We start from the raw sequence: 23945 nt of genomic DNA, 5'->3' as shown, positions 1-23945 counted from the left end.
GCCTTCAGGCAGGACAATAGTCATCGCTCCTTGAACGACGGATTCAGCTGGACCATCCTGTTCCTCGGCGACAGCGGCGAGGTGTCCAGGGAGTTCCTGCTGCACTATGGAGTGGACCTCAGCATCGCGACCGCCCACCGGGTCCGGTTCGTCTTCTTCTCTGAGATCCCGGAGCGGGAGATGTATCGCTTCCAGGAGGCCCGGGCCTACGGACGGTCGTCGAGGCGGTCATTCCTCGATCTGCTGGAGCGCGCTCTGCGGAGTTCGCCCCGTCGCCGTCGGTATCAGCCGCTCGACTGGGAGGGAGACCCCTGGCGGGAGCTGCGCCCTGGCGCGCTCACGCCCTTCACACGCGCGCAGGATGTCCACAGGCACCTCAGGGACGACTATGAATTCTCGGAGTTGGCGATCCCGGGAGCCGAGGCCTCGGTCGGGTTCGCACAGATCCTGGGCATCGGACGCCATGTGCCCTGTCTGCTCATGTTCACCGACCTCGGAGCCCCGCAGTACCACATCCTGCCGATCGGGGACCTGACTGCCGCCGAGGCTTACTCCCGCGTCCGGGGCTGGATCGACTCGTTCTACGAGACCAACCATTTCGACCTGACGCGCTGGTCCTCGGTCGAGCAACAGATACAGCGGCTGGCCGCGCAGGCACATCGTTCCCTGCGGTCCATCCAGAGCGAGCCTGCGCAACGCAAGAGCGACTGGCTCAGTCTAAGTACGCTCGCGGAGTGCGCCCGGATCGCACGAGAGCGCCCGGCCGAAGCCCTCCGGACCGTCCAGATGCTCCCCCTCCGGTCCAGCAGTCAGTGGCGGATCGGCGGAGAGCTCCACAACCTGCAACAGCGAGGCAGAGAGCTCGAATCTCGGGAGGAGACTGGACAGAAACTCTCCGAGATCGCCCGCGCTCTTCAGCGCACTACGGACCTGTACGAGATCTCCGTTCTCGTCGGCCGGCTGAGCCGTCGAAAACCAGCCGGGCTCTCTCCCGACTCTCGGCAGGCGATAGAGGCGGCCTCCGCCGTCTTTCGGGCCAGTCCACCGCCCGTTCCACCAGATGTCGAACTCTTCATGTGGTGGCGGGACATCAGCGGTTCCCCTTTCTCTCCGCACCAGTTCCTTCGCCTGCGCCGTGCGTGGCGCGCATTCCAGCGGCCCCAACAGCGGGCAGACGAGTCGGACGCCGAGCAGGAGAAGAGGGACTACGCCGCTTTCTGGACGGCGCTCGGGCACTGCCCTCTCTCGGCGAGGGCAGAAGACACCGCGGAAATCGTGCGCACACACCTCGCACGCCACTACGGAGTGGCACCTTCCGAACCCGCGTGGCTCACAGCTACAGAGAAACTCCGCGATCATGTGGTCGGCAGTGTGCGCAAGTTCCAGCGCAAATCTCCTAGCTGGCTTCTTCAGTGGACCCCTCCCGCGCTGCTGCACGAATGCCTGCTCCCCAGCGGTCAGCGCGACGAGAACAGCCTCCGGCAGTTCCTCGCCTCATCCACCAGACTGGCCGCCGCCACGCGCGACCGAAGCGAGAGTTCCAGCAACCGCTTCACCGTATCCGACGAGGTCTATTTCCAGCATCGGAACGCCATCTCACGAATGCTGCTAGAGGACGCCCGCCGAACGGAGACAGTTCCCGAGAGCCGCGCGTCATTCGCACGGGACACAGCCGACTATCTCGAACGGGTCCGTGCGGAATTCCAGGCCGAGATGCAGAAGAATTCCGAGACCGTCTTCAATGGATCCGTAGACATTTCGGCGCTCAAGGATGATCTGGCAGTCGCTGAACGCCTCGGCGCTGCGCTGGACGAGTACGACGAGGCCGTTCGCGGCCTGGTCTACCCCTATGTGAACGATCCCCGTGTGATTCCGCTCAGGACCCCGCCCGACCTACTCCAGGCCACCATCGGTTCGTACACGGGTGACATGCCTACCGGCGCCAACGCGATACTCCGGGACGCCGTACGGCAGACCCGGGACGACACTGGTGAGGTGCTGGCCGCGTGGCAGGGGGCGCGAAAGGAAGCCGCCAGATGGACACCTGAAGCCCGGCTGGCGGAAGTCATCACCGCGGTGATGACCCCAGCGAGGACGGCCGAGGCCCTGGCCCCGTTTCCCGGTGCGACGGCCGAGGAGAAGGTGTCACGTGCCGTACAGGATAAGCGTGCGGTAGACCTCCTCGCGGCTCTGCGACCCGAGGAACTGGCCTTGGTCTTGAAACACGCCCGCCCGTCCGACGCACCGTGCCGCCCCCAGCTCCTGCCGGAAGAGAAGGTGACACCGACCGTGGTACTGAGCTATTTCGGACTGAGCGCCCCGCCCCGGGTGTTCATCTCCTACGCACACGAGGACGACGGCGGTGTCCATGCCGAGCGTGTACGGGCGCTCTGGCTGCTGCTGCGCGCACGGGGTGTCGATGCACGGCTGGACCTCTCGGCGGCGGAGGAGCCGCAAGACTGGGCGCTGTGGATGCAGGGCGAGTTCAGCGCTGCGGACTACGTCCTGGTGATCGCGTCGCCCGCCTACAAGCGCCGTGCGGAAGGCACCGAGGTCCTCGGTGCCGGAGAGGGCGTGATCTGGGAGACGCGTGGCATCAGAAGCGAGGTCTACGCCTGTCCGGCCACCTGGTACCGCCGCATCCTGCGTGTCGTCCTCCCCGACGGCTCCCGCGAGGACCTGCCCAACTATCTGGGCGGCCACACAGTCACGTACTACACCGTCGACCCGATCGACGACACTGGCGTGGAGAAACTCCTGCGCTACCTCACCCGGCAGCCGTATGAGGTCGAGCCCTTGATCGGCACCCCTCCGCTGCTCCCGCCGCGCGGAGCAGAGTAACAACGGCCGACGGCATTGAGCCTTTTCCAACCCCCTTCTGCAGAGGGGAGACGGCCATGGCTGACGCGATCCGCTGCAACACCGCTGTGACCGGCGCCGTCGCCGTACTCCCTTGCTTGGTGTTCACCCTCGAAGCGCCGGCGGTCGAGCGCCGGCCCTTCACCCGCGACGTGTCCGCCCTCCAGAGGGCCCTGGCGTCGCGGAGCTGATCGCACGGGCCCCGGCGATACACGTCGGCGGCCCGCGCGCTCAGGTCACGGCCGACACACCACCCTGCAGAGCGCGGCCCCGTTCTCGTAGCTTTCAGCGATCTCCCGTTCCCGGCCTATGCCGGATGTCGTCGACCATGTCCTCGATCGCCTCGTCGAATCGTTGCCGCAGCAGTCGAGGCGGAGGGGTACGCCGTGCTGTGGATCCCGGTTTCGAGGTGCGACACCCGTACCAGCTGCTACCACCCTGCTACCATGCGCGTGTGACGTCCGAGAAGAAGCAGACGCAGGTCAGGCTGGAAGAGAACGTGCTGGAGGCCGGCAAGGCTGCCGCGCGCGCCCGCCGACTGGACTTCAACAAGTACGTGGAGCGGCTCATCGTCGAGGACACCACCGGTGCCCGCGCCGCCGGTATGACGGCTGCCCAGCGGCTCATTGATGAGCACGGTGGCTTCCTCGACGATCTGGAAGAGCAGCTCGACGCCCCGTACGCCGATCCGCAGTCGGGCGCTGCCGCGTGATCCTGCACGTCGACGAATCCTGGATCCTCGAAGTGGCGGAACGGACCGGGCACCGCGATCCTGCCCCGGACGACTACGGCGTGCCCATCGCCGCCGTCGCCCGCCATCGCGGGGAACTCCTCGACACCCCCGTCTACAACGGCCCTTACGCCCGCGCCGCCGCCCTGGTGCACACCCTGGGCCGCTGCCGCTGGCTGGAGCGCTCTAACCTCACCATCGCCTGTGCCGTCGCCGTCATGTACCTCGAGGCCAGCAACATCCCCGTCAACCCCACCCGCGAACAACTCACCGCGCTCGCCCAGGAGTTGAACAATCCGCGCTGTACCGCCGACCGGATCGCCTCCTTCCTGCGCACCTGGAAACCCTGAGCTTGAGTTTTAACCTTCTTCGCGGCGTTGCCTGCCACGAAACGATCGACACTCCCACATGGGCAGCGCCTGCGATCGTCCCTCTCCGTGAGCGGCATGCGGTTTCGGAACACCGGCGGAGTGAAGCCTCGTTGCGTCGGTGTTTCACGACTCGTTCTTCGCAGAGCGCAGGAGTCAACCAGGAGCTTCCCTTACGCGGCGGCCTTACCCGTGGGCCGTCCGTCTTCAAGAGTCGGCGGATCGTGTCCAGGTCCAGCGCCGCGGTCGCAGCCGCATCGTGGGCCAACTTCTCGTCGTCGAGGAGTACTGCCGGCCGGGACTGCGGAAGATTCGGGTGGCGCGTGGCCGTAGCCCTCACGGCATATTCCGGGTCGCGGGTGAGCCGCTCCACGGCTGTCGGCTCAGTTTCGGGGTCGCGTGCGGTCAAGGCCCGGACCTCGGGGTCCTCGTGGTCGGCGAAGGCAGCCATTCCGTTGGTCGGGAAGTTCGGCCGGGTGGTGAGGTGGCTGCGCTCGGGGCCGGTGTACTCGAGGAAGCTGCGCAGCAGAAGTGGCGTGGAGGCGTCTGGATGGTTCTGAGCCGGCAGGACGCGTACGCCGAGGTCGTCGTCGGCGGCCAGGCGTGCGACCAGGTCCGGTGGCAGCAGGTGGTCCCTGGCTCCCTGCCGGCGCAGCAGTGGGTGGTTGGAGAGTGCGTTTCGGCGGACGGTCTTGGGATCCCGGGGCACCTCGGGCGCAGGGTGGAAGACGAAGGGATGGTCCATGGGGACCTGGTAGTCGATCTGGGCCCGTTCCTCCTCGCTAGTGCGGGGTTGAGGGACGCGGCCAGCCGGACGTCGGGGTGGGGATCCGTCATGAGAGTGCGACGTTCGGCCGGTCCCAGGTCCGCGCGGTACGCGACCTGCGTGCGCACGTCCGGGTCCGGATCGGCGACGAGTGCGCGGCACTCGGCGGGTCCGAGGTCTGCGCGGTGCGCGATCCGGCCACGTGTCTCCGGATCCGAGTCGGCGGCCAGGAGGACCACTGCGTCGGGAGGGAGGGTGGGGTTGACGGCGATCATCGCCTTGTCCTCCTTGCCGGCGGGCCTGGCGAGGACGCCCTCCACCACAGCTCTGGTAAGGCAACTTCCCGCTGGCAGGTTCTTCAGGCGCCCGCTGCCCTTCGCTGCCCTTCGGTGCGTTCGATGTGCCGGTCCCCGCCGCACTCCGTGGCGGGGACCGGCGCCGGCGGTTACCGGTGTGCGACTCAGTGGCACTCCGGCACGCCGGGCATCCAGGCCGGCCCGGACAGGAAGATGTTGCTGATCCAGCCCTGTTGCTGCGGCAGGTACGACCAGGCGTCGTTGGTGATGCCGCCGTAGGTCACCGACTGTCCGTGCTTCTGGCACCGCACATACACGGTGGTCGGCGCCGGGATCACGGTGACGATGCCGGACTCCGTTGTCGGCTCGGCGCGGACATTGACGTTGGTGGCCCACACGTGCTCGGGGGTGTCCGGCGGCGGATGCACCACGTTGCGCTGCGCCACTGCCGCGCTGACCGCCCGGTCGGCCACCCGGGCTGCCACAGCCGTGGCCTTCGTCCTGTCCTCGGGGCTCTGGTCCAGGCCGTTGTTCCGGTACATCACGTGCGGGGCGTTGCTCCCGATCGCGCTGTCGCCGAAGTCTCCCGCCCAGCGGTCCAGCCACTCGTCGGAGCCCGGATAGGCCTGCTCGTTGCAGACCGCGTCGTCGGTCCGGCACACGTCGAAGTACCGTCCGTCGCCGAGGAATCCCGCGAACACGTCGGGCACGGCCAGACGCTGCATCAGCCCTCCGCGCGCCACCTCGGCTGCGCCGTCCGAGTAGTCGGGGTTGAGGGTGAGCATCTGCCCGTTCTGCCCCATCCCGATCTGGCCGTTGTAGCGCGAGGCGTCACCGATGTTGACAATGGCGCCGACCTCGTCGGAATTGGTTTTGTTCCCCTTGACCGCGTCCTGCGCGATGCCGTTTTTGATCACCTGGGCGCCCTGCGAGTAGCCGAGCAGGATCAGGGTCGGGCGGTTCGGGCAGGAGGCGTAGAAGGCAATCTCCTCGACGAGTTTGTCCCGGCCTTTGCCCATGGAGGTCCAGTAGTCGTCAGGGCCGTATGCCCAGGGCCAGTCCAGCGCGGACGCCGGGTAGTACAGATTCCGCACGGCGATGTCGCCGTCTGCGACACCGGCCCTGGACAGTGAGTTTTTCAGGGCCGTGATGTAGGTGCTGTTGACGCCCACAGTGCCGTTGGGGTGCCCGTCGTCCGTGCTCTCGCCTGTCCCGTACGCGGAAAGGATCACCCACGGTTTGGCGCAGTCCGCGGGCGCCTGCGGCGGGTTCGGGCCCGGGTAGTCGGCGTGTGCCGCCGGCGCGCTGCCCAGGTTCATGGCCAGCGCGGAGGCGGACAGAAGGGCCAGGACGAGTGCCCACAGACGCCGTCTGCCCCCTTGGTCCCGTCTGCTGTTTTGGTTTAAAACCGCCTCGGTCGTCATGCATTCCCCCGTAAAGCTATCGAATTTGCTTCACACCGTAGGTGTCGCCCGTGGATACCAGCCACCCTTTCGAACACCATCGAAACGTCCTCCGCAGCCTCCGCTCACACACGGCTGTCGCTTCCGTCGGCGGACCACGTGACCAGCGGACCCTGCGGGGTGGCGGAAGTCCGCAGGGGAACGGGCATCAACTGCGCGCCCCGCACCACGACTGCAAACCCTGCGAGGCCACGCTCACCAGTGCACGCCCAACTCGTCCGACGCGGCGCGGTGTTGTCGGTCCAGACGCTGAGCCTGACGGCCGTCTCCTGGCCGTTGTCGCCGGCTCCGCCCAGCTTGATCGTCTCGGTGTGTTTGCGGGGGACATGGAGGTGGCCTCCGCGGGCGTGGTACTGGCGGGCGGCGGTGGGGTGGAGCACGCCTCTCTCCCGACCGGCCTGATCGCACTCCAGGCGGACTGGCAGCGCACATACGCGGCGCTCGCCGTACCGCCCCCTGTGCATGCGACCGCATTGCGCCGCCGCCTGTACGCCCTGTCCGGTCAGTTGCTGTGTCACCCGTACTGGTCCAGCCCCCCGCGACTGCCCGGCGCGCGAGTGGAGCTAGGCGCCAGGCCCGCGCACTGGAGCGGCTGCCATGACGCATACGGTCCGACTCCAGTTCGCGACCGGCAGGTCGGCGGTCTTCGGGGAGTGGGCTGACGGTGAGACAGCCGGCCGCACCTGGCGGGACCGGGTCGAGCTCTACGGCGGCGACGAGAAGGTCGTCGTCCGGCTGACCGGAGACGCCGGCGGGAGCGAACGCGTGCTCATGGCCGGGGAGCGGGGGCGTGTCGTCGGGACGGGATCGGACGGCGGTCACCGGTCCCGGAGGTAGTGGGCCCGCATGACATCTGCTGAACCACCGCCTCCAGAGGTTCGGGTGCTCCTGCCCGATGGACGGGAGCGGCGAGGTCGACTACACGCGCGAGGAGTTCACCAGGGCAGGGCGGATGTGCGGTGCTGGACGTATGTGCCGCGCTTGAGGCACTGCGCCACCTTGGTGTGCCCTGTTCCGAGTGCGGGGCAGGTCTTGCTCCCTTTTCGTCGGCTCCTGGCTCTATGCCCTGTTGTCCGAAGACGAGTGGGACCCGGCAACCTCAAGAGGGCAAGCCGAACGGGAGGGGTGGAAGGTGTCTTCCTTCTGGAGGCCGGCTGCTTTCCGGTGGCCGCCCGGATTCGGGCTGTGGGGGACGCCGAGAACATTGGTCAGCCGGGTCAGGTGCCGGTCAGCCCGCGGATGGCGGTGGCACCGCCGTGGTCGCGCGGAATTGTGGCCGCGGTCCGGGCGCGCCGGCCTTGCTGCCTCTGGCCGCGGTCTCGACCGTCCCGCAGGCGGTGGCTGCCTGCTTGACGTCCATCTCGTCGATCCCGTCGAACACGCGCGCTTTCCAGAACGGTGCGTCGGTGTGCGTGAACGGGACCGTCACTGGCGACCGCTCCAAAGTGCGGAGCTCCGCACCTGCTTGACGGAGCGTCGGCAACCACTGTTCGGCGGCGCGGCGCACGCCGTCTCGCGCACGAGCAGCCCACCGCAATCGGGTTGCGGGGTGAGCGGATGATGGATCCAGCTGCCGGGGGAGAGATGGCGGATCAGCGCGTGGCGGGCGAGGTCGTGGCCGTGGTCCGGGCGGGCGGGCGATGAGCCATTCCTGGTTCTCGGACACTCATGCCCGGCTGGAGAGAGGAGCTCGAAGTTCCACGCGCAGTCGGATCGAGGTGTCGGTGGTCAGTCCCATGCTGGAATGGCGAAGATCTTTCGAGTGGTTCGCGATGAGGTCGAGGTCCCGCAGCTGCCGCTGCACCTCAGAGGTCAGCGCTTCGTCCGCATCAGGGACGAGGTCGTCCTCTTCCTGCTCGGCCAGGAACTCAAGGTATTGGTCAACGGCCTCCACTGCCCGGCGGCTGGTCCAGGTGGCGAAGTCGTGGCAGCCGAACAGATAGGCGTGCGCGGCATACAGCGTCGCCGCTGCGGCAGACTCGTCTGCATCATCGGGCCCGTCCTGGCCGTCGTTGTGGCAGTACTCGCTGAGCATGTACTCGGCGACACCGCGTTTCACCGCCGAGAAGGCCGTCGAGTTACCGAGGACGCCCTCCCACACGGAGTTCAACAGGGGGCGAAGGCCCACGGTGAACGGCGCCTGCTCGTCCGTGGGCAGTTCCTCGTGCCGGCTCATGAGCCGTTCCGCGACACCTGCAGCGAACACGCCGCGTTCCCCAGGCGAGATGGCCTTCAGCCGCTCCTCCACCAGCGCTGAAAGCTTCTGCCACGTGTCCATATGAGCCATCCCCGAGTTGCGAAACCAGCGTGCTCACGCCGGCAACGGCGATCATTGCATCCACCTGCGACAACGCATCGGGCGAGGCTCCCTGGCTGCGAACGCGTGGATGCAGTCGGCGCAGCTTCCCCGCGCTGTCGTGCGGCCGCAGGCTGTCCGCAATGTTGGTCTAGACCTTGACGCCCTCGTTCCTGCGCGACTACCTTCCGGCATCAGCGGTTCACAATCGAATTCACTGTTCACGTATAGGAATTCCGTAGCGGCAGTCGCCTCATGGAAGGCCGTCCCCCCATGCGTTCAACAGACCTCTCCCGGTTCGCCGGCCTGTCCGCCGTGCTCGGCGCTGTGGCGGCCGCAGCCGCAGTGGTTCCCGCCTCCGTTTTCCCGGCACCCACGCCGGAAGCCGCCACGCGGGCCACGATCCTTCAAGCCGGCACGGCCGCAGCCGCCGCCGTTGACGCATCGCCCGCGGCGTTCGTGCACCCGGGCGTGAACCTTGACTCCGCTCGGCTCGACTTCGTACGGGCCAAGGTCCAGGCGGGGGCCCAGCCGTGGAAGACCGCGTACGACAGCATGATGGCGAGCCCGTACGCCTCGCTGTCACGCAGCCCCAAACCCCTGGCGACCGTGGAGTGCGGCCCCTCCTCGAATCCCGACAACGGCTGTACCGACGAGCGCGAGGACGCGATAGCCGCGTACACCGATGCGCTGGCCTGGTACATCAACCGCGACGACCGCTACGCACAGAAGGCGATCCAGCTCATGGACGCCTGGTCCGCGACCATCCATGACCACACCAACGACAACGCCCCGCTGCAGACCGGCTGGACGGGCTCCTCCTGGCTGAAGGCAGCCGAGATCATCAAGACCATGCGCGGTAACTGGCCCAACGCCGGCCGCTTCGCGACGATGCTGCGCACCGTCTACCTCCCGCTGGTCGTCAACGGCTCCGACCGCACCGGCAACTGGGACCTGACGATGCTGGAGGCGGCCGTCGGCATTTCTGTCTTTCTCGACGACCACACCAGTTACGACACCGCGATCGGCCACTACCTGCAGCGCGTCCCCGCCTTCGTGCACCTCTCCTCGGACGGCGCGCTGCCCAGGACCGTGCCCAGCCAGCACCTCACGACTCGCGACCAGATCGTCGACTTCTGGTTCGGCGCAAGCACCTTCACCACCGGCATCACCCAGGAGTCCTGCCGCGACTTCACCCACACCGGCTACGGCATCTCCTCGATCTCCCACGTCCTGGAGACCGCCCGCATCCAGGGGCAGGACCTCTACCCGCAGGTCGGTGAGCGGCTACGGCAGGCACTGGGCTTCCAGTCGAAGTACGAACTCGGCGCGGCCGTCCCGTCCACCGTGTGCGGCGGCACTCTCAAACTCGGACTTGGCCCCATCACCGAGGTCGGCTTCAACACGCTGAACAGCCTCCACGGCGTCGCGATGGCCAACACCCAGACCCTCGCCGAGCGAAACCGCCCGGCCGGCACGAACAACCTCTTCGTGGCCCGGGAAACCCTCACCAACGCCCGCAACCCCAACTGAGTTCGCTCCGCACGGCCGATGGCGATCCGCCGCGCCGATTCCCGTAAGGGGACTCCTGCACAGCAGCAGGCCGGTCCTCACCCCCGACTCCGGGGAATCCGCCCCTCCTCAGACACGAAAGGCCCTGGCCCCATGGACAAGGACATGGACCGACGACGTTTCCTGACCACCACGGGCGGCAGCGCGCTCGCCGCTGTGGGGCTGTCCGCCCTGACGGGCATCGCAGGGCCGCGCGCCATGGCCGCCCCCGCCGCCGTGCCCTCGCCCGCTCTGCCCTCGCGCGCCGCGATCATCGCCGTGCTGCGCCGAGTCGCCGACCATTGGATCGCCGCCCACGGCAACCCGGGCAACAACCAGTGGGCCAACGCGACCTTCTTCTCCGGCCTGCTGTCCTTGTACTCCCTGACCGAAGACGCCCGCTACCTTGCCTACGCCCGGTCCTGGGCCGAGCAGAACAACTACGCCCTCAACGCGGGCTCCGGCACCCGGATCGCCGACAACCAGAACGCCGGACAGGCGTATCTCGATCTCTACGCGCTGGAACCCGACCCGCACAAGATCAGCGCGATCGAGACCTCGCTGCATCGCATGACCTACACCGACCAGGTCGACAAGAACGACGACTGGTGGTGGGCCGACGCCCTCCACATGGCGATGCCGCCCTTCGCACGCCTGGGCACTCTGCGCGGTGACGCCCGCTACCACCAGAAGCTGTACAGCCTGTACCAGCACACCAAGCATGCCGAGGGAGGCCCCGGCCTGCTGAATCCGGCGACCGGCCTGTGGTACCGCGACAAGAACTTCCTGCCCGGCCACATCGTCTCGCCCTCCGGCAAGCCCGTCGTCTGGTCGCGGGGCAACGGCTGGGTGGCCGCCGCCCACGTCAAGACCCTCAAGGCCCTGCCGCCCGCCCAGTCCGACACCGCCGAATACCGCGACACCCTCACACGCCTGGTGACCGCCCTCCCTCCGGTCCAGCGTCCCGACGGTTTCTGGAACGTCAACCTTGCCGACCCCGCCCACTTCCCCGGCCCCGAGAGCAGCGGCACGTCCTTCTTCGTCTGTGCCGTCGCCTACGCCGTCGCCACCGCTCTCGTCGACCGGGCCACCTACCTGCCCGTCGCCGCCCGTGCCTGGAACGGCCTGGTCACCACCGCCGTCCACCCTGACGGCGTTCTCGGCTACGTCCAAGGCGTCGGCGACCGCCCCGACTCCAGCCAACCCGTCACCTACGACACCACCGCGGACTTCGCGGTCGGCGCTTTCCTCCACGCGGGAGCGGAGCTGGCGACCCTCGCCTCCTGAAGAGCTTCGGCGCGCCGCGCCCCGAGCGGGTCATCAGCCAGGAGAGGGCGCTGTCGGTGCTCGGGTGCGCGGCGGAGTACCGGGCCGCGTTCCCCAACTCGCCGCCCACCGGGCAGATCCCGACCGGGGTGCTCGCTCCGGAGGAGACCAACGGGGTCCGCGCCGAATACAACCTGCCACCTGTGACCGCCTACGACGTGCAGGCGTACGACAGCAGTGACGACTTGGTGCGCGTGACCTCCGAGGTCACCGTTGCCGCACGGAGGCGGGATGTTCAGCTCTTCCACACCGGTCTGCTCGCATGCGACTCCCTATGTTCCGGTACCGCTCCGCGGAGGCGGACGATGTCGGCACGCCGAGCAGCACGGCCGCCGCGACGAGCGCGGTCACCATGGGCCGGACTGGTCCGTCGGACACGGTCAGCGCCTCGTTGTGGCCGCTGTCCGTGGACGGCCTTCCGCTCTTGGCCACGGTCGGCTTGCCGAAGCCTTCCGGGGCCCGCACTCGCTGGGCCCGAGGTGCGGTGTGGTCGGCGTTCCTTCTGGGTATCGCGGTGTCCCTGGCTGCGAACGTTGCGGGCAGCCCCGGCTTTTGAGTGGAAGCCGGTGTTGGCTGCTGGGTGGCCTGCGGTGGTGGTGCTGTTGTCGGTGGAGGTGCTGGTGCACCGCCCGGATGGCCTTCAGGGGAGTGGGGAGGGTGAAGGGGGCAGGCGAAGTGCGAGCGGCTGCACGAGACGGCGATGCGTTGCCGGCGCAGGCTCGGCTGCTGGATGCCCGGGACCGGGAGCTTCACCAGCGCCCGGCGTCGTTCGGAACTCTGGGGAAGGAGTTGGGAGTTGGAGCCGGGCGATCGAGGCGGCTGGTGGCTCTGGTGAGGGGGTACCGCGGCGACGGGATGGCCGGCGAGGCACCTGTGCCTGATCGGACACAGGGATCTCACCAGCAGGTCCTTGGCCGTACTTGCGCGACGCCACTCTCCGACCCCGTGTTCGCTGATGCCGTGTTGCCTGCACGGAGGTTCGAGTGACTGAACAGGCCGCCGGTGAGCGTCAGGTTGTCCGGACCCGGCTCAGCGGGGTCAGCCGATGACGCGGGCGGCGTAGCAGAGCCGTGGCGTCGCCTCCGGAGGGAGTGGAATCCTGTCCTGCGGCTCTGGCCGGCATGCGCGTTTTGTGCGGTGTGCAGGGCGCGTCGTGTGCGAGCTTGTGGACTGGCTATGGCACGTTCGGCAGATCCTTCGCCATCTCCACGACCGGGAGCCGGCGGCCGGTGGCGTGAAGTGTCCAGGGGGACGTGATGGTGTTCAGGCAGGTATGTGTCGCAGTTGTGGCTGCCGCAGCTGCCGTCGGCCTTGCAGGCGCCGCTCCGGCAGACACTGCGAAGCCTCAGCACTCTCAGGGCACGAAGGTCGGCTGCTTCTCCTGCAGGCCTTTGGCCGGGGACAGCAAGACCGTGGGCTACTTCTCCGACCACCCCCTGCCGGAAGGCGCGGTCACACCCGTATCGGGGCTCCCGGGCGCCGCGCAACGGCAGTTGGCGGGCGGTGGTGTCGTGGCGCCGCAGGCTGATACGCCTGATGGTGACAAGCTGCGCAAGGGCTCGCGCAGCACGGCTACGTGTACAAGTCGGCGGACGTGTACGCCGTCGAAGCCAACTGCGATTCCAACGGGTGCCGCCCCGTCCGGCAGGTGGCCGCTGACGTTCGGCAGCGTCACGTCCAGCACCACCGTGTCGTAGGGGTTCTCCAGGGCGAGTTCCAGATCCCGGCGTCCGTCGTGCCCGTCGTCGACCGCGTATCCCTCACCGGCCGGGCCCCGGCGCAGCAGTTCCGCCGTCCGCCGGTCGTCCTCCACCACCGGTATCCGCATCACCCCAGCATCGCCGCCGGCGGCTGAGGAGAACCTGAAAGGCCCTCAGGAACCTTCAGAGTCCCTTCAGCGCCGTCCTGCCATGGTCCTGTCACACGGGCCCCTGCCGGGGCCGGGTTCAAGGGAAGGAACGTCTATGTCAGTACTGACTCGGACCGGGCTGGCGTTCGCGGCCGTCGCCGCGCTCGTCGTCCCCACCGTCACGGGTTTGAGTGCCGGAACCGCGATGGCAAACGCCCCGTGTGGGTCGTCAGCACCTGGTGACCATGACGACAGCTCCTGGAACGCCACGGGCAACAACAGCCGGATGCGCAGTGGTACCAACGCTGCCAGCACGACGAACTGCGCGATCAAGAGCACCGCCCGTCCGGGCGACCGGCTGGACTATCACTGCTACACCCGCGGCAACGATGGCTACACCTGGACGTACCTGCGCAATGACACCCGGAGCCCGGACACGTACGGATGGGTCCGCGACGACGTTCTGTCCGACGGCGGGAGCTTCGTAGAGTGCCCCGAGTACCCGATCCCCGGCTGAGCTTGTTCTTTATGGCCTGAGGTCGAATGGGGCCTCGCAGTAGGCCGCTAGCCTGGGCGTTCGCCGGACGCTGGAGCGGCCTTCGTCTGATCGTGTGCTCCGGTCAGGGTGCACCGGTCGAGACGGGGGCCGTGCGGGTGTGTCTGCTGCCTGACGCCGGTCGCGGGGAGGCGTTCGTGCGAGTGTCACTCTTCCGGGAGGACTTGATCCGGCTGCCTGACCGTGCGTGGGGACGGACTGTTCGAGTTCGTGGACGGGTTGCTGTGCGCGGATGGTCCGGTGACGTGGCCGGTGGACCTGAGGCTGGTGGCCGAGCTCCGGCATGGGCACGGCGTGGTGTACGAGGTGTTGAACAGCGGGAACGCGGGCGTGTTCCCGCTGCGGCAGGTGCCGGCCGGTCTGCCGATGCCGCGGGCCGCCGACGGGCGCCCGGTCCTGGCCGTCGACGTCGGCAACTGGCTCCGACCCGAGGCGCCGACCAGCGCGGACCGTCCGTTCTGCCATGACTACGGCCGCAGCGGACGGTCCTCGGACCAGTACAGCCCTGGCTGGCCGTACTCGTTGGTCGCCGCCCTCGAATCGGGCCGGGCGTCGTGGTGCCGACTCCTGGACGCCGTCCGTCCCGGGCCTGTCGCCGTCGTTGCTGAGGGCGGCGATGCCGTTGCCGGTGTCGCATATCGAATACGTCATCCAGGTACGGCCGTTGCGGCTGAGGAACTCGGTCCCTCGCGCACCTCCGCGCAGGCGCCCGCCGCGTCGATGGCGACCGTGGTGTCGGAGACGGCGGTGGAGGGGGTGGGGGTCTGTTTGGTGGTGTGTGGGGCTGCGTCTGTTGTTCGCGTGGTTCGGCTGTGTGGTGTGGCTGCTACCGGTTGTTCGCGAGGAAGTCCTCGAGGATCTCGACGAACTGCGCGGGCTGTTCCTCGGCCGGGTAGTGGCCGCAGTCGTCGAGGACGACCTCCGTGACGTCGTCGGCCGCCAGCCGCATCGTCTGGGCGGCATTCGCGCCGCTCCACAGCGCGCCGCCGAGGGCGAGCACCGGCAGCGTCAGCCGGGTCTTGCCGCGCTGCTCGTTCTGCGCGATCGTCTCGTCCAGCGCCCGGTAGTACGCGAAGCTCGCCCGCAGCGCGCGAGGATCCGCGGTGATCGCGTCGACGTAGACGTCGACGGCGTACGCGGGGATCGCGGTCGGCGTGGCGGCCTTTGTGGCGAACTGCCAGCCGAAGAAGAGCCGCTCCCGTCCCCGGACCAGTTCCTCGTTGAGGTCGGTGAGCCGGTTGAAGCCGAACTGCCAGAGCTTCAGGTTGGCCGCGGCAGGGCCGAAGAACGGCGGGGACGGCGTGAGACCGGGGATCACTGCTTCGACGATGGCGAGCCGGCCCACCCGCTCGGGGTGGTCGGCGGCGAGGGCGTATCCGGTCCACGTACCGATGTCGTGGCCTGCCACGTCGAACCGGTCGTGCCCGAGCGCGGCCATCAGCGCGGCCAGATCGGCGGCCAGCGTGCCGGCGTCGTACCCGTCGTCGGGCTTGTCGGAGAGCCCGGCCCCGCGCGGGTCGACGGCGACGACGGTGTGCTGGCGGGCGAGCGCGGGCATCACCTCCCGCCAGGCGTACCAGGTCTGGGGCCACCCGCCGATCAGCAGCAGCGGCGGGCCGTCCCCGCCGGTGACCGCGTGCAGCCGCAGTCCGTTCACCTCCACGAGCCGGCTGGTGAAGACGTCGGGGAATCCGTCGGGCAGTCGCAGCGAACGCAGGCTTGTCATGCCGGCGACCCTACCCATCTTTGAACGATCGTTACAAGATGTGTAGGGTGACGGACCATGGCAGGCCGCAAGCAGTTCGACGTGGACGAGGCGCTGCGACGTGCGATGCACGTCTTCTGGCGCTGGGGTTATTCGGAGGCCTCGATCGATCGCCTGGCCGAGGGCACGGGCCTGGGCCGGGGCTCGCTCTACGGCACCTTCGGTGACAAGAGCGCTCTCTTCCGCAAAAGCCTCCAGCGGTATGCGCAGACCTACCACCCGCTGTACGAGCAGGCGCTGTCCGGCCCCCACCCGGGCCCGGGCGCCGTTGTGGCCGCCTACCTGCAGGTCGCCCTGAACCGTATCGCCGACCCGACGGTCCCGGACGGCTGCCTGCTCACGGTGTCGGCGACGCAGTTCCCGGCGCTTGACGCGGAGGGCCGGGCGATGGTCCGCGCCATGATCGAGGGTTTGCGGGCGAGGCTGGAGCAGGCGTTGCTGGCGGCCGGGGCCGGTGAGCAGGGGGCGGCAGAGCTGGCGCTGTGCACGCTGGCGACGAACAAATCCCTGGCGGTGCTGAGCCGCGCCGGCTTCTCGGGCGAGGACCTGGCGACCGTCGCGGCAGCCGCCGCCAGGAATGCCGAGGTGGTGCCGAATGGACCGGACGAACCGTCGGGGCCGCGATAGGCGGGAAGGCCCGTTCGCGTCTGTGCCGCCGCGGTGACACGAGGCTGGTGAACCCGGCTGGTCAAAGGGCTCCGGGGCAGTGGTGTTTCGAGCTGGGCCGGGCCCTGTCGACCGGCGACGGACCTGTGTGCTGCCCCCTCTTTAACGCCCGCACGTGGGGGGCGTTGGCCGTGCGGTGGGGCCGGTTCGGGTGTGGGGTCGTGTTCGGTTCGGCGGGCAGGATTTCGTGTGGCCGCTGCCGGATGCCGGCCTTGTTCTTGGCCCGCGGTCGGTGCGGGCATGTCGTGTCCGTGCCGGAGCCGGACTCCTGTGGCGGGTGCTCGTACTGGAGCCCGGTGTGCGGCGGGCAGTGGATTCCGCGCGGTACCTCGTGGTCCGGGCGATGCCTTGCCGTCCGGTTACCGGAACTTGCGCTCGCGCTGCGGCGGCAGCGGCTTCAGTCGGTCCCGCGGCTCTGCCGGCACGGTCCACGGCGACGTCCCCGCATCGGACCGAACGCCCAACTCCCGCCCCGGACAGGGTCGTCAGGACCGATCCAATTCTTTGTGTCAGCTGTTGATACGGCCTTGAGTGTCGGGTGCTGTGCGTGGTCAGGGTCTGAGCGCGAAGACCATGCCGATGTCGCCGGCCTGCTGTACCGGGTTCTGTTCGGTGGTGACTGTGAAGCCGTGTGTGAGGAGGATTTCGCGGACGGTGTCGCGGTTGTGCTGCCAGCGTTCCACCTCGACGACGGCCTGGCGGACGAGCGGCCAATGCCGTTCCTCGATGCCTCTCAGTACCTCGAGTTCGGCGCCTTCGACGTCGATCTTGAGGAGGTCGATGTGGTCGATGTCGTGTTCGTCGAGCACCGATGACAGGGGTCTGACCTTCACTCGGTGTGTCTCGAGCTGCCGCAGTACCCGGAGCTTGCGGCTGATGAGAAGTGTGAGGACGGGGGCGGGTATGCGGCGCGGGACCGGTCCCAGGCCGCCCTGGCGGATCATTTCGACGACGCTGGCGGTGACCCGGCGCCGCTCGTCCTCGATGTTCCCCTGGTCCCGCGAGGAGGACGAGAAGATCGTGGCGGCCGGAATGTAGCTGAAGTCGAGCTCGTCGTCACGGGACGCCAGGCCGTAGGGGAGTGCGGTCAGGCGTCCGTCGAAGAACTCGCGGGCGTTGCGGTCGAGTGTCGCGTGGAGGGGCGGCATCGGCTCGAAGGCGTAGATCCGCACGTCTCCGTCCAGTTGCTCATACACGGCGGCCGAGAACACACCGATGTTGGCGCCCACGTCGAGTACCGTCGCGCCCGGTGTGCACTCGATGCCGTGGGTGAAGTAGCCGTTCACCTCCTGGCGGAGGAAGGAGGCCTCCCAGCGGTTTATGGTGTGCAGTTCCATCGTGTCCATGGCCATGACAAGGTGATGTATCAGGGTTGGAGTCAACAATCCAGCCCGTGCCCTTCGCCTCGGCCGCGTCTCAGATCCACGGGGGTGCGACGTGGGCCCGTTCTCGAAGCAGTGGACGACTTCGGCCCGCGATGCATCCTGCTCGGTCTCCAGCGCACCAGGCCGCTGCTGTAGCCGATGCCTGTGCGGAAGGGTCTCCGGCCCCGGCCTGATGGTGGGGGGCGACGTGTGGCCCCTCAGGCAGGTGACCGGCCGTGTAGGGCGCCTGGGTGTGTTCCGTCCTGAAGGGCCCGGAGGCTGCTGTACGACGGGTGCAGGGGTCGTCGGTTGATGGGGGTCGGCGCGCGCATTCACGTCCCGTACTGCGCCCGGTGTTGGCCGGCCGCTTGAGGATGTACCTCGGTCCACCGCTGTGGATTCTCGGCGGAAGTCTTGATGCTGCCGGCATCGGACGCTCCGGTCGGCATCTTGCTGAAGACGTCGGGCGGGATCGTCTCAGGCCGCCGTGCGGTCTCTTCGAGACCGGCGCCTCGGTCGGTGATCGGGCAGGTGAGGCAGAACGTGTCGCGGTGTCCGGTCCAGGTGAGGGTGCCTGCGGGTGGGACGGCGAGGTCGTTGAGGAGGAGCCGGCGCAGCACTGCGGTGTCGGGGGCTGCCGTGGAGCGGGTGTACGGGCCGAGCAGTACCGGGAGCAGGGGGAGCGCGGCCGGTGCTGGTGCCGGCACCGGTGATGGGTGGTCGGGGCCTGTCAGCGTGTTGAGGAGTGCCACGAGCACCAGCGTGCCGTTGGATGCCGTGGTCCGGACCGGTGGTGTGGCCAGGGGTGAGGGGATGGGCCGTGCTCCGGTCCGGAGAGGCATCCGGTCGGTCATGTCTGGGACTGCTTGTGGTGGTCCCGTTTCTCCTGGTGTCGGGGGAGTCCGCCTGCCCGTGTCCGCGCCGTCGGTACAGCCTCGCCGTACGGCTCAGGTCCCGGTCCTTGCGGCCTTTTTGGGCAGTTTTGTCGTGTGTCGTTCGTAGAGGATGGGCCACAGGGTGATCAGGACGAGCAGCCAGACCAGGGTCACGGTGGGGACGTGTGTGCCGAACGCGGCCAGCAGCAGGGGCAGTAGAAAGCAGGGGAGGGCCACGGACAGCAGCCATCGTTGTTCCCGCCTGGCTCGACCGAGCCAGGCGAGTCCGCTGAGCATGAAGTATCCGGCCAGTGACGTGCACAGCAGCCATCGGGTGGTGTCCGGGAGCGTTGCCAGGTGTCCGGCCGCGGCTCCGAGTGCGGCGGCCAGGGCGGCGAGGCAGCCGGACACGGAACAGTGCAGGGGCAGTGCCGCGCGGGCGGGCAGTACCCCTGCCGCCAGGTGCGGCACTCCTGCGTAGCCGTGTCCGAAGGACAAGGCCCACAGTGTGGCGAGCAGGAAGAACGCGGCGACGGCGAGCAGGTACAGCTTTTTGTCCCACTGGGCGTCGGAGGTGGCTTCGACCATCTGGGCGACGCCCTCGCCCAGCACGATGATGACGAAGAGGCCGAGCCGTTCGCTCAGGTGCTCCGTCTGTGACCGTGCGAGCGACGTGCCGCGTGCGGAATCGCGCCGGGAGGTTCGGCTTTGGTGGCGTTCCCGGGCTTCCTGGTGTTCGGCGATGTCGCGTGCGGAGACCGCGAACGTGACGTACAGATCGAGAGCGATGCCAAGGGCCCAGAGCCAGTGGCGGGTGGGATCGTGCGCCCAGAGGGAGACGGTCCAGGGGATGACGCCGAGCGACATCTGAGCGGCGGGCCAGTCGACAAGGACCTGGCGGCGGTGCTGCCAGGCCCGGCTCGCCAGGACCCGGATCAGGACGTAGGCGAGGGCGAACACCCGCGCGTGCCGGTCGTCGCCCTCATGCACCCCCGGCACCGCAGCGGCCATGACGGCCATGCCGAACATCGCGGCCAGCACCGTTCGTACGTGGGTGTTCTCGTAGGCCACGTTGGCGTAGAGGGTGAAGCAGATCCAGGCCGTCCAGAAGGCGAGGAACAGCAGCGCGTACAGGCCCAGGTCGGACATGTCCGGGACGCCGTGCAGCAGGTGTGCGATCTGTGCCACGCCCGCCACGGCGACCAGGTCGAAGAACAGTTCCAGCCAGCTGGCGTGCCGGTTGTCCTCCGAGGTCGGTTGCGGGGCCGGTGGGGTCGTGTTGTCGTCGCTCACGGCATCACCATGCCCTGTCGGCGACGGTTTGCGAGCCGGAATCGCCTGCTACTGCTGCTGCGACCGGTTGCCGGGACGGGCCTTTTGCCCGCCCGAAGCCGCTGGCGGCCGGGTCGGCAGTCCTGTCGTGCCATTCCGAGATGCGGCCGTCGCGCAACTGCGGTCGGAACCAGGACCGTTGTCGGCTCGGCCGGTGCTGGGCACCGCTGCGGGCTTCGGGGGCTGGCGTGTGGACGGGTCCGACCACGGGGGTTCCCGGGGGCGATTGGCCGGCTGCTGTCGGTGTGGCTGCCGTGGTTTGGGTTGCTGGCTCCGTCGTTGCGGGGTCCGGTGTTGCGGTTGCTGTGGTTTCGGTCCGCGGCGCCGGGCCGGTGCGGCTGTCCGGGGTGGCTGGCCTGGGCGGCGGGGTTGTCGGACCGCGCCTCGCCTCGCCTTGGATGCGGTGCGGGGGCCGTGGGAGCGCAAGGCGGGCGAGGAACGGATCGGACCCGACCGCTCCGAGGCCCGGTTCATGCTGCTCTTCACCGTCGCCCGGCTGTCCCCGACCGGTGTTGGGACCTGGCCGCAGGTCCCAACACCGGTCGGCACGCCGCTGTGCCGGAGTCTCTGTGACGCGGTCCCCGGGAGGAGACACCCCGAGGAGGAGGCACGGCGAGTCGGAGACCGCTCCGTGCGACCTCTGTGCCCGCGGCCGCCGTTGTGGCCCCTGCGCCGCCCGGCTCCGTTGCGGCGCCCGCCCCGTCCGGCCCCCGCGCCCCGCGCCCCCCGGCCTTCCCCTTGTCTCTACTTGTCTGTAGGGAAATGTCCGGTGACTGCACACAGTGGGCGTCGGGTTGTCCGTCTGTCCCGCCCCCCGTACCGCCGGCCGTCCGCCGCCGGCGTGCCGCGGCGTCACTCTTGCTCTGCTCCCGGGCCGGAATCCACCCTATGGAGACGGAGACCCATCGCCGTGACCACCCATCAGACCTCCTCCCTCCTGCTGGGCTTGGCTGTCGTCGTGCTGCTGGCCCGTCTGCTGGGTGCGCTGGCCCGGCGTCTGAAGCAGCCCGCGGTGATCGGCGAGGTCCTCGCCGGTATCGCTTTGGGTCCGACGCTTTTCCACGGGGCGCTCTGCGACGTGCTGTTCCCGGCCGGTATCCGGCCGCTGCTGGGCGCTCTGGCCGCGGTCGGTGTGGCGTGCTTCATGTTCCTGGTCGGTCTGCAGTGGGACGCCGCGATGGTCCGCGGCAGCGGGGGCCTCGCCGCGGCCGTGTCGCTCGGCTCCGTCCTGCTGCCGTTCGGTCTGGGGGTACTGCTGGCGCTGTATCTGATGGACGAATACGGCACGGGTGGCCGGACGGGGTTCGTGCTGTTCATGGGCATCGCCATGTCGGTCACGGCGTTCCCGGTGCTGGCCCGCATCCTCACCGACCGGGGTATGACCCGCTCCCCGCTGGGCGTGGTGGCGCTGGCGTGTGCGTCCGTCGACGACGTTCTGGCCTGGACGCTGCTGGCCGGTGCGGTCGCCGCCAGCGGTTCGGCCGGCCCCGGCCGGTGGCGCATCCTGCTCGCCGTCCCTTATCTGCTGGGCATGCTCGTCGTCGTACGGCCCCTGCTACGCCGTTTCGTGGCCCGCCGGCCCGCCCTGGCACTGACCCCGACCGTGTTCGCGGCCGTCCTGGTGGGTCTGCTGCTGTCGGCCGCCGCCACCGAGTGGGTGGGTCTGCACTACATCTTCGGCGCGTTCCTCTTCGGTGTGATCGTGCCGCGCGCCGGTGGCGAACGGCTGCGCGCCGATGTCCACGAGCGGCTGGGCGGGTTGAGTGACACCCTGCTCCTGCCGGTGTTCTTCCTGATCGCCGGTCTCCAGGTCGACCTGTCCGGGTTGGATGTGGCCGGGCTGGGCACGCTGGGGCTCATCCTGCTGGTGGCGGTCGGCGGCAAGTTCGCCGGCGCGTTCGCCGCCGCCCGTCTCAACCGGCTGCCGGTGCGGCAGTCCGCCGCGCTCGCGACGCTGATGAACACCCGGGGCCTGACCGAGCTGATCGTCCTCGACGTGGGCCTGCAGCTGGGCTTCCTGGGCCGGGACCTGTACTCGCTGATGGTGGTGATGGCCGTCGTCACGACCGCGATGGCGGGCCCGCTGCTGAGCTGGATCATCGGCCGCCCCGCGGACACCGGCCGCCCCGCGGACACCGGCCGCCCCGCGGACACCGGCCGCCCGGAGGAGAGCGCCGTACCCGAGCGCGGGGCGGACCGGCTGGGGCGGCCTTCAGCGGGGTCCGGCACACGTTCCGGGCTCTGGCGCTGATGTGGGGGTGGTGGCGATCAGGAGTGGGCGGGCATCGCCCGGGTGTGGGGGATGTGGTGCGCCTCGCCGGCCTTCTTCTTCCGGGACCTTCTTCCGGGACCTTTTTCTTCCGGGTTTCTTCCGGGGCGTTGCGCTGGCCCGCGTGATCGGTGTCGGCATGGTGTTCGTGAACAAGTACTTCCGCGGGATTGTGGGCACCCGCCTTCGGCGGGACCAGGCACGGCGGCTTCGGCCGGGAGCATTCCATCGAGGCCCTGCGCGAGTTCGCCGGCCCGAAGGCGATCCGTTTCCCTTCCGGTCGCGGTACGCCACCGTCCTGGCGCGCGGCGGACGAGGTCCTCGGAGCAGCCGGCGACGCCAACTGACCGCCGGCGGACGGTGGTTGCGGCCCGGTCCGCGCAATGGGGTTTCCTTCCACACCCCGCGCCCTCGGCCCCGAGGGCGGCGACGCACCTGCCTCCGCGAGTGCCCGGGTCCTGGCCGGGACGGTCATCAGCAAGGTCACCGGGCACAGCTGTCAGCAGGGAGTGACCCGGCGCGTCATCGGGTTCAGCCGGTCGATCTGCCGGCTCCGGGACGACTGGGTCAGGTGCAGGGAGTCCGCGGCGCGCCCCAAGTGCTGCTGGGCGAGGACGGTGGAGCACCGCACCGGCCGCAGGTCAGGATCCGCAGATGATGACGGCGACTGGGTCCAGGCGGATGCCGTCGAGGCCGTAGTCGGTCTCCGCTTCGGTGAGCACGCAGCGCCGGCAGGGGGCGTCGCGCAACGGCAGCGGTTGGCCGCGCCGGTGGCACGGGCCCGCCCGGCGGCCGGTGCCCCGGTCAGGACAGGGCGCGCACCGCTGGTCCCGCTCGTTCGTCCGGGCCAGGCATTCGTGACAGCTGCCCTGGCCGGCGGACATCCAGGTGGGCGCCAGCCGCGGTCGTGGCGGCGTGGGCAGTCCTGCCCGCTTCAGGGCTTCGTACGGGGTCGGTGTCGTCTGTGGGAGATCTGTGAGTGCCTCGGGGTGCATCAGATGCTCGTCCGGGGGCGGGGTGGGGCGGCGTGAGCCGGGTGCTTTTTCCGTGTGGAAGTGCCGGGTCTGTCCGAGGTGGTGTTCGGTGGCCATCTTCAGGGGCACCGCCTGGGCTCCGGGGAAGTCGGGGATGTTCCGGCCGCGGATGCGTCTGCTGCGGGCGCGGGTGAAAGTCCTGGGCCGGGGTGCGAACAGCCCGGTGTTGTCTCGCACTGGAACGGTCAAGGTCTCTCTCACCTGGATGTCACACCGAAGGCTCTGTGAGCTGGTGTGGTGGGTCCGTGGCGTGGCATTGCATTGCATGAAAGGGCGGTTCCTGTCGCATCGAGGACGCTGCCTCGCCCCTCACGTCCTATGCCTTCGCCCGTACCGCTGGTGATGTCGCGGCCGGTGCGAAGCGTCCGGGCCCGCGGTAGATCTGTCTGGACCCGGCCGTGCACCACTCCTGGATGGCCGTATCCTCCGGCAACGTGGCGGTCAGCGCCGACGGCGGCACCGGCGCGGGCAACGTCGATGGCGGCAACGCCGGTTACTCGCAGTCCGCCCTCACCGCGGCGGGTGCGGGGTGCGGTGCGGGCGTTTTTGTCTCGGGTGAGACCTTCGCCGTGCCGGAGGT

At 68.9% G+C, this 23945-nt stretch carries 21 protein-coding genes and 1 pseudogene; 12 read left to right on the top strand and 10 right to left on the bottom strand.

Annotated features, from left to right (window positions below; genetic code table 11):
* Positions 1 to 30: 30 nt before the first annotated feature.
* The 4 genes from OG504_RS00695 to OG504_RS00680 all read left to right on the top strand — a co-directional run bounded on the left by OG504_RS00695 (position 31) and on the right by OG504_RS00680 (position 3939).
* Positions 31 to 2841, top strand: a complete 2811-nt coding sequence (locus tag OG504_RS00695; protein ID WP_405987869.1) for a toll/interleukin-1 receptor domain-containing protein — start codon at positions 31 to 33, stop codon at positions 2839 to 2841.
* Between the two features lie 56 nt (positions 2842 to 2897).
* Positions 2898 to 3050: a hypothetical protein gene (locus OG504_RS00690; protein WP_405987868.1), complete on the top strand. Its 153-nt coding sequence runs from the start codon at positions 2898 to 2900 to the stop codon at positions 3048 to 3050.
* Positions 3051 to 3313: 263 nt separating this feature from the next.
* On the top strand, positions 3314 to 3571 hold the full coding sequence (locus tag OG504_RS00685; RefSeq protein WP_405987867.1) for a hypothetical protein: 258 nt from the start codon (positions 3314 to 3316) through the stop codon (positions 3569 to 3571).
* Complete coding sequence (locus tag OG504_RS00680; protein WP_405987866.1) at positions 3568 to 3939, top strand: fic family toxin-antitoxin system, toxin component; 372 nt, start codon at positions 3568 to 3570, stop codon at positions 3937 to 3939. The genes OG504_RS00685 and OG504_RS00680 overlap by 4 nt, the downstream gene beginning before the upstream one ends.
* Before the next feature lie 1244 nt (positions 3940 to 5183).
* Here OG504_RS00680 and OG504_RS00675 read toward each other — a convergent pair.
* Together OG504_RS00675 and OG504_RS00670 are read right to left on the bottom strand one after the other, a co-directional pair.
* The gene (locus OG504_RS00675; RefSeq protein WP_405987865.1) at positions 5184 to 6443 is read right to left on the bottom strand and encodes a cutinase family protein; all 1260 of its coding nucleotides are present in this window, start codon (positions 6441 to 6443) and stop codon (positions 5184 to 5186) included.
* A 104-nt stretch (positions 6444 to 6547) separates the two neighbouring features.
* Complete coding sequence (locus tag OG504_RS00670; protein ID WP_405987864.1) at positions 6548 to 6862, bottom strand: hypothetical protein; 315 nt, start codon at positions 6860 to 6862, stop codon at positions 6548 to 6550.
* 217 nt (positions 6863 to 7079) lie between these two features.
* Here OG504_RS00670 and OG504_RS00665 point away from each other — a divergent pair, with 217 nt between their 5' ends.
* Positions 7080 to 7319, top strand: coding sequence for a hypothetical protein (locus tag OG504_RS00665; protein ID WP_405987863.1), 240 nt, complete (start codon positions 7080 to 7082; stop codon positions 7317 to 7319).
* Positions 7320 to 7710: 391 nt separating this feature from the next.
* On the opposite strand, the gene OG504_RS00660 is transcribed toward OG504_RS00665, so the two are convergent.
* Positions 7711 to 7911, bottom strand: coding sequence for a hypothetical protein (locus OG504_RS00660; RefSeq protein ID WP_405987862.1), 201 nt, complete (start codon positions 7909 to 7911; stop codon positions 7711 to 7713).
* Positions 7912 to 8148: 237 nt separating this feature from the next.
* Entirely contained in the window at positions 8149 to 8760 is a 612-nt protein-coding gene (locus OG504_RS00655) for a hypothetical protein (RefSeq protein ID WP_405987861.1), read from the bottom strand.
* Between the two features lie 291 nt (positions 8761 to 9051).
* Between OG504_RS00655 and OG504_RS00650 the strand changes: the two genes are divergently transcribed.
* Positions 9052 to 10311, top strand: coding sequence for an alginate lyase family protein (locus tag OG504_RS00650; RefSeq protein WP_405987860.1), 1260 nt, complete (start codon positions 9052 to 9054; stop codon positions 10309 to 10311).
* Between the two features lie 144 nt (positions 10312 to 10455).
* Complete coding sequence (locus OG504_RS00645) at positions 10456 to 11616, top strand: glycoside hydrolase family 88 protein (protein ID WP_405987859.1); 1161 nt, start codon at positions 10456 to 10458, stop codon at positions 11614 to 11616.
* Between the two features lie 1456 nt (positions 11617 to 13072).
* On the opposite strand, the gene OG504_RS00640 is transcribed toward OG504_RS00645, so the two are convergent.
* Complete coding sequence (locus OG504_RS00640; protein ID WP_405987858.1) at positions 13073 to 13483, bottom strand: hypothetical protein; 411 nt, start codon at positions 13481 to 13483, stop codon at positions 13073 to 13075.
* Between the two features lie 136 nt (positions 13484 to 13619).
* On the opposite strand from OG504_RS00640, the gene OG504_RS00635 reads away from it, so the two are divergent.
* Positions 13620 to 14021, top strand: a complete 402-nt coding sequence (locus OG504_RS00635; protein WP_405987857.1) for an SH3 domain-containing protein — start codon at positions 13620 to 13622, stop codon at positions 14019 to 14021.
* A gap of 137 nt (positions 14022 to 14158) precedes the next feature.
* Positions 14159 to 14669 (top strand): annotated as a pseudogene (locus OG504_RS00630) (transposase); the annotation flags it as partial.
* 217 nt (positions 14670 to 14886) lie between these two features.
* Here the strand turns inward: OG504_RS00630 and OG504_RS00625 are convergent.
* Positions 14887 to 15786 carry an alpha/beta fold hydrolase gene (locus OG504_RS00625; RefSeq protein WP_405987856.1) on the bottom strand — a complete coding sequence of 300 codons (900 nt, stop codon included), beginning with the start codon at positions 15784 to 15786 and terminating at the stop codon, positions 14887 to 14889.
* Between the two features lie 57 nt (positions 15787 to 15843).
* Between OG504_RS00625 and OG504_RS00620 the strand changes: the two genes are divergently transcribed.
* The gene (locus OG504_RS00620) at positions 15844 to 16452 is read left to right on the top strand and encodes a TetR/AcrR family transcriptional regulator (protein ID WP_405987855.1); all 609 of its coding nucleotides are present in this window, start codon (positions 15844 to 15846) and stop codon (positions 16450 to 16452) included.
* 590 nt (positions 16453 to 17042) lie between these two features.
* Here the strand turns inward: OG504_RS00620 and OG504_RS00615 are convergent.
* The 3 genes from OG504_RS00615 to OG504_RS00605 all read right to left on the bottom strand — a co-directional run bounded on the left by OG504_RS00615 (position 17043) and on the right by OG504_RS00605 (position 20023).
* Entirely contained in the window at positions 17043 to 17843 is an 801-nt protein-coding gene (locus OG504_RS00615) for an FkbM family methyltransferase (RefSeq protein WP_405987854.1), read from the bottom strand.
* A 344-nt stretch (positions 17844 to 18187) separates the two neighbouring features.
* Complete coding sequence (locus OG504_RS00610; RefSeq protein WP_405987853.1) at positions 18188 to 18607, bottom strand: hypothetical protein; 420 nt, start codon at positions 18605 to 18607, stop codon at positions 18188 to 18190.
* Positions 18608 to 18802: 195 nt separating this feature from the next.
* Positions 18803 to 20023: a low temperature requirement protein A gene (locus tag OG504_RS00605; RefSeq protein ID WP_405987852.1), complete on the bottom strand. Its 1221-nt coding sequence runs from the start codon at positions 20021 to 20023 to the stop codon at positions 18803 to 18805.
* A 949-nt stretch (positions 20024 to 20972) separates the two neighbouring features.
* On the opposite strand from OG504_RS00605, the gene OG504_RS00600 reads away from it, so the two are divergent.
* Positions 20973 to 22313 (top strand): cation:proton antiporter, encoded by a 1341-nt coding sequence (locus tag OG504_RS00600; protein WP_405987851.1) that lies wholly within the window; start codon positions 20973 to 20975, stop codon positions 22311 to 22313.
* 188 nt (positions 22314 to 22501) lie between these two features.
* Positions 22502 to 22678 (top strand): hypothetical protein, encoded by a 177-nt coding sequence (locus OG504_RS00595; protein ID WP_405987850.1) that lies wholly within the window; start codon positions 22502 to 22504, stop codon positions 22676 to 22678.
* A gap of 294 nt (positions 22679 to 22972) precedes the next feature.
* Here the strand turns inward: OG504_RS00595 and OG504_RS00590 are convergent, their stop codons facing one another.
* Positions 22973 to 23554, bottom strand: a complete 582-nt coding sequence (locus tag OG504_RS00590; RefSeq protein WP_405987849.1) for a hypothetical protein — start codon at positions 23552 to 23554, stop codon at positions 22973 to 22975.
* Positions 23555 to 23945 lie beyond the last annotated feature (391 nt).

The sequence above is a fragment of the Streptomyces sp. NBC_00986 genome, assembly GCF_045162565.1.
GTDB lineage: Bacteria > Actinomycetota > Actinomycetes > Streptomycetales > Streptomycetaceae > Streptomyces.
The sequence above is the reverse complement of the archived record's forward strand: the minus strand, read 5'-3'. Positions and strand labels throughout refer to the sequence as shown.